At 42.4% G+C, this 12514-nt stretch carries 9 protein-coding genes, 2 rRNA genes and 1 pseudogene (1 of these 12 cut by a window edge); 2 read left to right on the forward strand and 10 right to left on the reverse strand.

The window, feature by feature from the left end:
• Window positions 1–65 precede the first annotated feature (65 nt).
• From EEL30_24910 to EEL30_24940, 7 genes and pseudogenes are all read right to left on the reverse strand, one after another.
• On the reverse strand, window positions 66–1163 hold the full coding sequence (locus EEL30_24910) for a glycosyltransferase (protein QDX95255.1): 1098 nt from the start codon (window positions 1161–1163) through the stop codon (window positions 66–68).
• Window positions 1164–1184: 21 nt separating this feature from the next.
• Window positions 1185–2006: a glycosyltransferase family 2 protein gene (locus EEL30_24915; protein QDX95880.1), complete on the reverse strand. Its 822-nt coding sequence runs from the start codon at window positions 2004–2006 to the stop codon at window positions 1185–1187.
• The gene (gene rfbD / locus EEL30_24920; GenBank protein QDX95256.1) at window positions 2003–2863 is read right to left on the reverse strand and encodes a dTDP-4-dehydrorhamnose reductase; all 861 of its coding nucleotides are present in this window, start codon (window positions 2861–2863) and stop codon (window positions 2003–2005) included. The genes EEL30_24915 and rfbD overlap by 4 nt, the downstream gene beginning before the upstream one ends.
• A gap of 27 nt (window positions 2864–2890) precedes the next feature.
• Window positions 2891–3946, reverse strand: a complete 1056-nt coding sequence (gene rfbB / locus EEL30_24925) for a dTDP-glucose 4,6-dehydratase (GenBank protein QDX95257.1) — start codon at window positions 3944–3946, stop codon at window positions 2891–2893.
• A 13-nt stretch (window positions 3947–3959) separates the two neighbouring features.
• Entirely contained in the window at window positions 3960–4415 is a 456-nt protein-coding gene (locus EEL30_24930) for a spore coat protein (protein ID QDX95258.1), read from the reverse strand.
• Window positions 4408–5169, reverse strand: a complete 762-nt coding sequence (locus EEL30_24935; protein ID QDX95259.1) for a spore coat protein — start codon at window positions 5167–5169, stop codon at window positions 4408–4410. The genes EEL30_24930 and EEL30_24935 overlap by 8 nt, the downstream gene beginning before the upstream one ends.
• Window positions 5170–5344: 175 nt before the next feature.
• Window positions 5345–6194 (reverse strand): annotated as a pseudogene (locus tag EEL30_24940) (glycosyltransferase family 2 protein).
• A gap of 265 nt (window positions 6195–6459) precedes the next feature.
• Here EEL30_24940 and EEL30_24945 point away from each other — a divergent pair.
• Complete coding sequence (locus EEL30_24945) at window positions 6460–7164, forward strand: glycosyltransferase (GenBank protein QDX95260.1); 705 nt, start codon at window positions 6460–6462, stop codon at window positions 7162–7164.
• A gap of 106 nt (window positions 7165–7270) precedes the next feature.
• Here the strand turns inward: EEL30_24945 and EEL30_24950 are convergent, their stop codons facing one another.
• Complete coding sequence (locus EEL30_24950; protein QDX95261.1) at window positions 7271–7969, reverse strand: class I SAM-dependent methyltransferase; 699 nt, start codon at window positions 7967–7969, stop codon at window positions 7271–7273.
• A 160-nt stretch (window positions 7970–8129) separates the two neighbouring features.
• Here EEL30_24950 and EEL30_24955 point away from each other — a divergent pair, with 160 nt between their 5' ends.
• Complete coding sequence (locus tag EEL30_24955) at window positions 8130–8693, forward strand: class I SAM-dependent methyltransferase (protein ID QDX95262.1); 564 nt, start codon at window positions 8130–8132, stop codon at window positions 8691–8693.
• Window positions 8694–9197: 504 nt separating this feature from the next.
• Here EEL30_24955 and EEL30_24960 read toward each other — a convergent pair.
• A 23S ribosomal RNA gene (locus EEL30_24960) occupies window positions 9198–12129 on the reverse strand.
• Window positions 12130–12402: 273 nt separating this feature from the next.
• A 5S ribosomal RNA gene (gene rrf, locus EEL30_24965) occupies window positions 12403–12514 on the reverse strand; it runs 3 nt beyond the window's last position.

Genomic DNA, 12514 nt, shown 5'->3' on the forward strand with positions numbered 1-12514 from the left:
TCTTTCAAAAAAAACAGCGCATGTCTCACTTTCCAGAGACGCGCTGTTTTTCGTTTTTTCATGGGTTACGTAGGAATGGCAATACCCAAATCCTTCAGTCGATTTGTTAAGTACGCACGATTGCCCAGAATAGCTGGATCTGCTGGACGATATGCTGATGCCAACTCATTATGTTTGTAAGATTTCTCGAACTGTTGTAGGTGATCGTAGCAAACACATAATTGCAAATGTGGAAGCCAAGTCCAACATGCTTCTTTACGGAACCCCCACGTATGAGGTTTGGGTAATGTAGTAGCCAACTCATACCAAAAAACTGCCTTTTTCGGCTCATTTTTTTGTAACCAATAATATCCTAATCGACAGCATACTTCAGCTCGGGGCAAGCCATACTCTAAGCTTTTTAAAGCATATTTGATCTCTTGTTCTGGAAGCTGTAATTTTTCATAGCAAAAGCATATTTGTTCCATTAATAGCTCTGGTTCCTCTGCTCGTGGCAATTCATTATTTACAAATTGCTGATAAATCCCAATAGCCTCTTCATATCTTTCATTATCTTTTAATTCATTGGCATAATAATATTTTTCTCGAGGGTTTAATAAAACGCCATCTGCAATCGCATTTTCATATATGCTTAGATTTCGCTTGTAATTTTTTTGTTGACGTGGACGATGGGTAACAGCAATATCAATTTCAAAGCTTCTGCCAAACGAATACTGAATATATTCATGTACCATGCCAACCCAACAGTGTTTATGCGTTCGCTTCACAATTCTTTCACGAAAATAAGGAAGGATGACATTTCCAAACTCATCTTTATCAGTATGATAAGGCATCACTACTACATCAATACTGGGGTCAATCTTATGTTTAAATAACTGCAATTTTTTCCGATCAATCTCCTCTAGTACATCATCTGCATCCATCCACATAATGTAATCCATCGTAGCTTGTTGAAAAGAAAAATTACGCGCTTTAGAAAAATCATTTACCCATTTGAAATGAAAAATCTTTTTGGTAAATTCCTTTGCCTCTTTAATCGTTTTGTCAGTTGAACCAGTATCCACAATAATAATTTCATCTACAGCTCCCTTGACAGAGCGTAGACAACGAGCAATGGATTTTTCTTCATTTCTTACAATCATACATAAACTGATCGTAGCCAAACCCTCACCCCCAATTTCCTGTTACATAGGCTCGATATGCCATTGCGGGTCAAATACTCCAATCCGCTCCACTATATCATTTGGTTCATATCCCTGTGTTTCTAACTGATGCACGCTAATCGGAAGCTGCCATTTTTCTATAAACCGTCTAGCGTTATCCCACGAATAATCGCGATACCTAATGCTATTCGCTAGAAAGGTAGCATGGCCAAAGTGATAGATAAATACGTCATTAGCAATCCACAGCTTTTTCCCGTAAAGACGAGCACGTAGACAAAAATCATCATCCTCATAGCTTGCTGGATAGAATCGCTCATCCAATCCACCAATTTGTTCAAGAAGACTCCGTCGAAATAACATGCAATGACCAATTAACTTTCGCCCATAGAATCCATGATTGGCATAGTGTTTGCTCCAATCAATCGCGAATGAATCAAGAGTAGTAACCTGTACATTCTCTTCCGTACTAATTTGCTGTTCTGCTGACAAATTATTGGAGCGAGGTCCCACCATACATAAAGATGAATCCTTCTCTAACCATTTGATAAGCAATTGGCTCCAGTCGGGTGTAACCAACGTATCATTATTCAACATGACAATGTACTCGCCCTGAGCCTGTCGGAATCCTTGATTATTGCCTGCTGCAAAGCCACGATTTTCTTCATTAGAGATGACAACAGTATGGGGAAGAGAATTCAAATAAGAAACCGTGCTATCAGAAGATCCATTATCGACAAAAATAAGTTCATAATTGGTTGTATGCTTTTGAATACTTTCTACACACATTTTTGTAAAAGGTAACCCATTACGCGTCAATATCACAATGGAGAGGGTAAGTGTTATGACTCTCCCTCCTTTGTAGCCATACAATCTAGGTGATACGCATGTAATGCATCTCGCCAATGACGAAGCAATTGAAAACCATGCAAACGAATGGCCATATGATCCATGACAGAATAGGCGGGACGGGGGGCGGGGCGGGGAAAATCTTTCGTTGTAATAGAAACAACCTTCACATCCTGCTGATATTCCGCAAAGATAGCCTCAGCAAAGTCATACCAAGAACAACAACCTTGATTTGAGACATGATAAGTGCCGTAGCATTCACTTTTAGCTATTTGCAACAAAAACTGAGCGAGATCAACAGTGTATGTTGGTGCTCCTATTTGATCAGAGACAACTGAGATTTCTGATTGTTTTTGTCCTAGCTTAAGCATTGTTTTCACAAAGTTATGACCGTACTTCCCAAATACCCAGGACGTTCGGACAATAAAATGTTTAGGGCACAAGCTCCTAGTCAATTCTTCTCCAGCTAGCTTGCTTTTCCCATAGACACTTGTAGGAGCAGGACGGTCAAATTCAACATATGGCTCATTTCCCTGCCCGGAGAAAACATAATCTGAGCTGATATAAATCATTTTGGCACCTATTTCTTGAGCAACAAGTGCCACATTACGTGTTCCCCAAGCATTTACAGCATAAGCTTGATCAGGTTCACTTTCAGCCTGATCTACATTTGTATAAGCTGCTGTATGAATAATGACATCAGGTTGATAGGCTTGCACCTGCTCTCTTACCTGATGCAATTGTGTAATATCTAACTCTTGTCGACTGTATCCCTGAACATGAGCCATGCCCTGTGACAATGCAACCAGGTCTCGCCCCAATTGCCCTTGTGCCCCAGTGACCAACACTTTCACACTGCTCCCTCCCTTTTACATTACACGCTAATGAGGATGGTCTTGGATGGTATGACCGTATTGCTGCTTATAATATTCGCGAAATGCTCCTGACTTAGCTCGCTGCCACCATTCTTTATGTTGTTGATACCAATGAATTGTGTTCGTTAGACCTTCCTCAAATGTATGAATGGGCTCCCACCCTAATTCTATTTGTATTTTGGTGGAATCAATGGCATAGCGTCGATCATGCTTGAGGCGATCCTTTCCATATTGAAGTAAATTCTCGTCTCGATTTAACGCGCGAAGTAATGTCTGAAGCAAACTAAGATTAGTCCATTCATTACTGCCGCCAATATTATATACTTCTCCAGGCTTTCCTCTATGCATAACAAGATCGATAGCTCGACAATGATCTTCTACATGCAACCAATCCCGGACGTGTAGTCCATCTCCATATACGGGAATATTTTCATAAGCAATCGCGTTAGTAATGGCGAGCGGTATTAATTTTTCTGGGAATTGATACGGGCCATAATTGTTAGAACAACGTGTGATATTGGTATACATCTCATATGTTTGATGATAGGAACGTACTAACAAATCAGCTGCGGCTTTAGAAGCGGAGTAAGGACTATTGGGGGCAAGCGGAGTATCTTCGGTAAACAATCCTGTCTCTCCTAACGAACCATATACCTCATCGGTGGATACCTGAAGAAATTGTTTGATCTTATATCGTCTGGCATATTCCAATAGCACTTGTGTACCTGTTATATTTGTCTTCACAAAGTAACTCGGATCAGAAATACTACGATCAACATGCGATTCTGCTGCAAAATTGACAATTATATCAATCGGAGTTTTGTCATCGGAATACAAAGCTTTTTCTCCTGACAAAAGGCTTTCGACCACTTTCTTGTCATAAATGGAGCCTCGCACAAAACGATAGTGAGGATGTTCTTCAATGTCTTGTAAATTCTCTAAATTTCCGGCATATGTGAGGTAATCTAAGTTAATGATTTTATAATGGGGGTATTGATGTAGGAGATAATGAATAAAATTGCTTCCAATAAATCCCGCTCCACCTGTCACCAATACTTTCATGCGTATTTCCTCCTTATTTAAACACGGTGTTCCAATTAAAATTAATGGTTTTATCATCGTGAGCAATTCTATATTCGTCAGGATCTTTAGGGTCATAAGAAATATTAGTTAAATAAGTAATAACTGCTGGCTGTTGTCCTAATGCCCGATAACCATGAGCCACCCCACGTGGGATAAACAGTGAAATTAAATGATTCTCACCCATATAATAGACATCTGTTAAACCCTTAGTAGGTGAGTCGTCTCTTACATCATACAAGACGACCTGTGCATTACCAGCAGGAAAAAACCAAATATCATCCTGCTTTTTATGGTAATGGAAAGCTTTAATCACCCCTGGATATGTTAAGGAAGCTGATAATTGACCAAATTTCTCTAATAAAAGGTCATCGTCACGCCACACTTCCATAAAATAGCCCCGGTCATCAGCAAACTTTACTAGCTTTTTTACTTTCACACCATCAATCACGCTCTATCTCTCCCTCTAGCTTATTGCTCTCCCATTTATCCAGTTCTAATGTGGCTGCTAATTGGTTTGCATGTAAAATCGAATGGTGAGTGCCTGCATCTGTCCACCATCCCTGAAGCACATCGTAAGTCATTTCATTACGCTCAATGTACGCATTGTTAACATCAGTAATCTCTAATTCTCCGCGTGCTGAAGGATAAAGAGTTTTAATAATCTCAAACACCTTCCAATCGTACATATATATACCCGTTACAGCAAAGTCACTGTCTGGTTTAGACGGCTTTTCTGTAATGGAAACAATTTTTCCGTCTTCCCATTTTGGTACACCATAACGTTCTGGATCAATGACTTGTTTTATTAAGATATTGGCTCCAGAACCGCGTTCTCTAAACCTTTTCACATGGTCCGAAATATTATCTGAGAATACATTGTCACCTAAGATAACAGTAATGAGTTCTCCGTGTGCAAAATCTTCTGCCATCCCTAGCGCTTGAGCAATTCCCTTTGGTTCATCTTGTACTTTATAAGTGAATTGCATATTAAAATCTACTCCACTTCCCAACAGGTTTACTACATCTCCCATATGTTCACGGCTAGTTACGATTAATACCTCGTAAATATCCGCCTCTTTTAACTTATGAATAGGATGATAAATCATTGGATATTTTCCAACCGGTAATAAGTGTTTATTGGTAACCTTTGTCAAGGGGTATAGCCTAGAACCTGTTCCGCCGGCTAAAATAATTCCTTTCATATATGGGCCTCCCTAAATCGTTTGACGTTCAGGTCAATACGTCTAGAACAGACTTTTTCATCTGCACGATATGTTATATTATGCTTAAGGTGCCAATTCGCTCATTTTTTATGGAAAATCATCTCGTACCCTGTCACAAATGACAATCCTATACATGAGGTGTCATTGTGATGATTCATTCTCGGCAAGAACGCAATTCTAACGTATCATCGCCACTTGATCGGGATCGGTAATACAGAGTGCGCCATGAATAAACCGAAGAGTATTAATGTAGGCCATCGTGAGCTTATCCTTCGCTTCTAAATAACCAAGAGATGGTACCTGTAGGATCAGATGCACTAAATCAATAGAACCTGAAATGGTTATATGACGGTTATTAATTTGTTGAGCAGCATGCATGCGGAAGTAGCTTAACGTATCGGTCATATATACGCCTTTTCCATTTCGTAATAATACGATCCAAGAAGCCATATCAACTGTGCATACATATTTTCTACCAAATAAGCTACCAAACGGTTCTGTTAGATATTTTTTACGAAATAGTACCGTTGTTGGCTCCCCAATAAAATTGCCCCATCGCAAACCAACTAACATATCAATCATGTCATGTCCATCTAAGATTGTATCTTGTGTGAAGCCTGTTTTTGTTTCCATAATATCTGGTTGAATGATACCTGCCTCATTGATAATTGCACGCTTAGAAGTAACGAGTGCAATCTCTTCTTGAGGATCTTGTAAAAAATAGACCATCATCCTGCTAATTTTATCTGAATAAAATAAATCATCATCCAACTGCCCCAAATTTTGAGGATTTTTGTAATAGATAAGATGAGGATGCTGTTCCAAATAAGGTTTGATCAGTTACTCGGTTTCTTCATTCGTGCTGTCATCACCTACGATAATCTCAAGATTGGGATAATTCTGGGCTAAAGACTTTGCAATGCCAGTTCAAAGTAAACTGGTCTATTATAAGTTGGAATGAGAATACTTACCTTTGGAAAGACCTTTGAATATTCATGTGACACGCGACTTCCTCCTTTTTTTGAACACTTACCACATTTACCAATCTATGAAATTGGGCAGAGACGGTTCTTTGTTAAGTAGAAGAAAAGGAACAGAGGGAAGCGGGCTTTTCTTTTGGTGCCGATTTAGCTTGTTTTGAATATGGTAAGAGAAGGTATAGCTTTGTTTAAAAAACCAAATGTCAAAGTACTCGTATCATTCGAGCATTTAATTGGCTATTAAGCGGTAAGAATGCATTCTTATCCGTTAAAAAAGGAGAAATACGCAATGGAGAATAGACAGCTTTCCTTCGCGTTTATCAGTTGCGTGAACGACCATGTCCTCTATAAGGAATGTCTGAATCACATTAGACACCTTTGGGTTCCACCTGGTTTTTCAGTGGAAATTATCTCGATCTATGACGCAGTTAGCATGACGGAAGGCTATAATAGAGCAATGCGACAAAGTAAAGCTAACTATAAAATCTATTTACATCAGGATACCTACATTATGAACACCCATTTTTTGGTTGATTGCCTCAAAGTTTTTATGCATAAAGAAGTTGGAATGTTTGGGATGGCAGGTACAGATGATCTCCCACCTTCAGGGGCGTGGTGGGAAGGTAGCAGGCATTTTGGAAGGGTAATGGCCTATATTAATTCCTTTGGTCAACACAAGTTTGGAGCCGTTCCACATCCTTTTCAAGAAGTCACCAGTATTGATGGGGTCATGATGGTAACGCAATACGATTTGGAATGGGATGAAAATATAACCAATTTTCATTTTTATGATACCTCCCAGTCATTAGCTTTCCGCAAAGCAGGCCATAAAGTCGTAGTGCCTTATCAAGAAGACAGCTGGATCCTGCATTATTGCTTAGACGACATTAATTTTGAAGAATATAATAAGACACGTTCTATTTTTCTCGACCATTATCGTTTTGAGGACTGGAAAGAATATAACTTCAATCCCTCAACTAGCGAAAAAAATTAGAATATCCCACCTATACTTAGATAAGGGATTAATTGTACGTATGTAATATAGATAAGAGCTATAAAAAAAGAACCCATTTGCAGGGTTCTTTTTTTATATATGTGGATTACATCCCTGAGGAGGTTATCACATAGCGGATATACTTATCTTTTTCAGGATCATTTTCATACAAAACACCCAGCCCATTCTCACTAACTACCTTTTGGAATGATAAATCTAGACTACTATCCTGTAAAAAATCTTCAATTGCTGTAAGTACGCCATTTTTCGGGCCATTTTCGTATTCAGCGTTATATAGATTGTTATTAATGCCCCCTTCAACCGATAATTCGGACTGTCCGGGAATCATACCTTTTAATGCATATGGTTTCAAATATTCGGCAGGTATCTGTTTTGGATCATAATACATATCCCGTCTGCCATATGGCCAATCCACATCATGGAAGAAAACGATTGGAAACTTTCCCGTCGTTTTGGAACGTTCTTCGATTGCTTTTAGTTCAAAATAGACGGTATACCAATTATGATCACCATCAATGAGTACTACATCATATTCTGGAATCTTCGGTAATGCATCGTGACTCAGTAGCCGAACCATTTCCAAATGTTCTCCAAATAAATTTTGAAAAGCATTCACATCAAACTTAGGTAGCGGATCTACAACATACACCTTTGCATGAAGCCATTTGCAATACTCCAGTATTCGTACGGTATTGAATCCGTAGTCTGCGCCAATTTCTACAATGCTTTTTGGCTGTTCTTTTAACAGTATAGGCTTAATAATTTTATCCCAAAAACGGTTCATTATTCCATCCCTCCTTTCACCAGAATATTCTACAGATACAATTTGATGAAAAGTAAATATCGATACTCTTTGTATGTCTAAGGAATTTATGTAATGCCGTCACTATCCAAAATATCCTTCATAAGATAAGAGGAAATAAGCTTTTTGAGGAGGTTCATACATGCGTTTTTGTATTAAACATTTTGTCCGACTATGTTCAGAGGAGCTACCGATTCTCGACCCCATCTATGAGTTTGGTTCCTTTCAAGTGCCTTCCCAAGAAATCTTTGCAGATCTTCGTCCCTTTTTCCCGGGTCATACCTATATCGGATGCGATATGCGACAAGGACCTGGAGTAGATCAAATATTAAATTTACACGATATAGATTTACCTGATGAAACAGCAGGATCTATCCTCAGTTTAGATACATTGGAACATGTGGAATATCCCCGGAAGGCCATGGAAGAATGCTATCGAGTCTTAAAACCTAATGGAGTCTGCGTTATTAGTTCTGTTCTTGATTTTCCGATTCATGATTATCCTTCTGATTATTGGAGATTCACACCTGAAGGATTCAAGAGCTTGTTGCAAGCTTTTGATACTGTATTAGTCGAATCGTTGGGAGAACCAGAATTTCCTCATACAGTAGTTGGAATAGGCGTAAAAGGTGCCTTGCCTGAGGATATTAAGGAGCGTTTACTGGGAAAACTCAGCTATTGGAAACGTACCTCTGATATTACGTAACTGGTTTTATTTGTATGTAATTTGATCAAATATAGTAAAGATGCGCTTGTTCGATTAAGAACAAGCGCATTTAAATATATGTTAATGCTATTTACTCTTCTTTGTTAAGGTTGGTTCCTTGAGCAATTCCTCACGTATCACTTGCTTTTGCCAAACAATTTGTTCTTCTTTCTTTGCCGGCCTTTCCATTACAGCTATTCTTCTGTTCATGAGGTTCCCTCCCTTTTTTCTTCTTGCTCTCTTTATCTACTTTACCCAATTTTCTGAGAATAGCAACATGATTGTTCAATTTTTCACATAAATGTAATAAGTATTTCATTATTTTCTTAATTCCTACTTTTGTATCTTGTCATTCTATCTAAATCTTCTTTTATATGTATATACTGTTTTTTCTAAAGGACACTAGGGTTATTAACAACCAAAAAACGCTCCCTCTTTGTTTAAAGAAAGAACGTTTACTTTTATTCGCTGAAAACTAGATAATGAAAGTCAGCATACAGGCAATGTGGATAAGTCCTCGACCGATTAGTATTCGTCAGCTCCATGCATTACTGCACTTCCACACCGAACCTATCAACCTCATCGTCTATGAGGGGTCTTACTAGCTTGCGCTATGGGAAGTCTCATCTTGAAGGGGGCTTCACGCTTAGATGCTTTCAGCGCTTATCCCGTCCGCACATAGCTACCCAGCTGTGCCACTGGCGTGACAACTGGTGCACCAGGGGTGCGTCCATCCCGGTCCTCTCGTACTAAGGACAGCTCTCCTCAAACTTCCTACGCCCGCGACAGATAGGGACCGAACTGTCTCACGACGTTCTGAACCCAGCTCGCGTACCGCTTTAATGGGCGAACAGCCCAACCCTTGGGACCTACTTCAGCCCCAGGATGCGATGAGCCGACATCGAGGTGCCAAACCTCCCCGTCGATGTGGACTCTTGGGGGAGATAAGCCTGTTATCCCCAGGGTAGCTTTTATCCGTTGAGCGATGGCCCTTCCATGCGGAACCACCGGATCACTAAGCCCGACTTTCGTCCCTGCTCGACTTGTAGGTCTCGCAGTCAAGCTCCCTTGTGCCTTTACACTCTACGAATGATTTCCGACCATTCTGAGGGAACCTTTGGGCGCCTCCGTTACTCTTTAGGAGGCGACCGCCCCAGTCAAACTGCCCACCTGGCATGGTCCTTCCACCCGATAAGGGCGGCAAGTTAGAAACTCCGTACATCAAGGGTGGTATCCCAACGACAGCTCCACGAAGGCTGGCGCCCTCGCTTCACAGCTTCCCACCTATTCTGTACATGATGCACAAAGTTTCAATACCAGGCTACAGTAAAGCTCCATGGGGTCTTTCCGTCTTGTCGCGGGTAACCTGCATCTTCACAGGTATTATGATTTCACCGGGTCTCTTGCCGAGACAGCGCCCAAGTCGTTACGCCTTTCGTGCGGGTCGGAACTTACCCGACAAGGAATTTCGCTACCTTAGGACCGTTATAGTTACGGCCGCCGTTTACTGGGGCTTCGGTTCAAAGCTTCGCTTGCGCTAACCCATCCCCTTAACCTTCCAGCACCGGGCAGGCGTCAGCCCCTATACTTCGCCTTGCGGCTTCGCAGAGACCTGTGTTTTTGCTAAACAGTCGCTTGGGCCTTTTCACTGCGGCCTCCTCGGGCTATAAACCCTACCGAGGCGCCCCTTCTCCCGAAGTTACGGGGCCATTTTGCCGAGTTCCTTAGCAAGAGTTATCCCGCGCACCTTAGGATTCTCTCCTCGCCTACCTGTGTCGGTTTGCGGTACGGGCACCTTGTTCCTCGCTAGACGCTTTTCTTGGCAGTGTGAAATCAGGGACTTCGGTACTATAATTTCCCTCGCCATCACAGCTTGTGCTTACTGGTGTGCGGATTTGCCTACACACCACACTTACTGCTTAGACGGCCATCCAATAGGCCGCTCACCCTATCCTCCTGCGTCACGCCATTGCTCAAACGGAACAGAGGTGGTACTGGAATATCAACCAGTTGTCCATCGCCTACGCCTTTCGGCCTCAGCTTAGGTCCCGACTAACCCTGGGAGGACGAGCCTTCCCCAGGAAACCTTAGGCTTTCGGTGGACAAGATTCTCACTTGTCTTTTCGCTACTTACACCGGCATTCTCACTTCCAAGCGCTCCACCGCTCCTTACGATACGGCTTCACTGCTGCTTGGAACGCTCCCCTACCCAGTCCATAAGGACTGCCATAGCTTCGGCGGTATGTTTAGCCCCGTTACATTTTCCGCGCAGAGTCACTCGACCAGTGAGCTATTACGCACTCTTTAAATGGTGGCTGCTTCTAAGCCAACATCCTGGTTGTCTGGGCAACTCCACATCGTTTCCCACTTAACATACACTTGGGGGCCTTAGCTGATGGTCTGGGCTGTTTCCCTTTTGACGATGGATCTTAGCACTCACCGTCTGACTCCCGGATATAAGTACTTGGCATTCGGAGTTTGACTGAATTCGGTAACCCGATGAGGGCCCCTAGTCCAATCAGTGCTCTACCTCCAAGACTCTAAATCCGAGGCTAGCCCTAAAGCTATTTCGGGGAGAACCAGCTATCTCCGAGTTCGATTGGAATTTCACCGCTAGCCACACCTCATCCCCGCACTTTTCAACGTGCGTGGGTTCGGGCCTCCAGTAGGTGTTACCCTACCTTCACCCTGGACATGGCTAGATCACACGGTTTCGGGTCTACGACAACGTACTTTCGCCCTATTCAGACTCGCTTTCGCTGCGGCTCCGTCTCTTCGACTTAACCTCGCACGCTATCGTAACTCGCCGGTTCATTCTACAAAAGGCACGCCGTCACACATAGAAAGTGCTCCGACTATTTGTAAGCACACGGTTTCAGGTACTATTTCACTCCCCTCCCGGGGTGCTTTTCACCTTTCCCTCACGGTACTGGTTCACTATCGGTCGTTAGGTAGTATTTAGCCTTAGCAGATGGTCCTGCCAGATTCACACGGGATTTCTCGTGTCCCGCGCTACTCGGGGTTGGTCTCGGAGGGACAGATGTTTGGGTTACGCGACTATCACGCTCTTTGGTCAGTCTTCCCAAACTGTTCACCTACATCTGTCCTTTGTAACTCCTATATGAAACGCCCCACAACCCCGTAGGATAAATCCTACGGTTTAGGCTCTTCCGCGTTCGCTCGCCACTACTGACGGAATCACTATTGTTTTCTCTTCCTCCGGCTACTTAGATGTTTCAGTTCACCGGGTCTGCCTTCTCATCACCTATGTATTCAGTGAAGGATACCATCCCATTACAGATGGTGGGTTCCCCCATTCGGAAATCCCCGGATCAAAGTGTGCTTACCACTCCCCGAGGCTTATCGCAGTTCGCTGCGTCCTTCTTCGGCTCCTAACGCCAAGGCATCCACCGTGTGCCCTTATTAACTTAACCACGACGCACAGGATGTGCTAGTGTCTACGTTGCCACATGACGTGGCGTCTGTAGTAGACCATCCATGCGGTTTGCACTAATGTTGTTGCATGTCCTTACTAAAAGTAAGAACGTTTGCCTTGTATGCTTTCTACATTATCCAGTTTTCAAAGAACAATTGTCTACGCCAATTGTTGACCGCAAGCGGTCGGGGTTGAAGCTTTTATAGCAAACGTCGAGACGTTTACTACTTCATTGGCTATAGAATTAGTTGCAGTAACCTAATGAGGTTACCGGCCTGGCAACGTCCTACTCTCCCGGCTCGAATGAGCAAGTACCATTGGCGCTAGAGGGCTTAACGGTCGTGTTCGGAATGGGAACGTGTGTGACCCCTCTGCCATCATCACC

It is taken from the genome of Brevibacillus laterosporus, assembly GCA_007833815.1.
GTDB classification, from domain to species: domain Bacteria; phylum Bacillota; class Bacilli; order Brevibacillales; family Brevibacillaceae; genus Brevibacillus_B; species Brevibacillus_B laterosporus_D.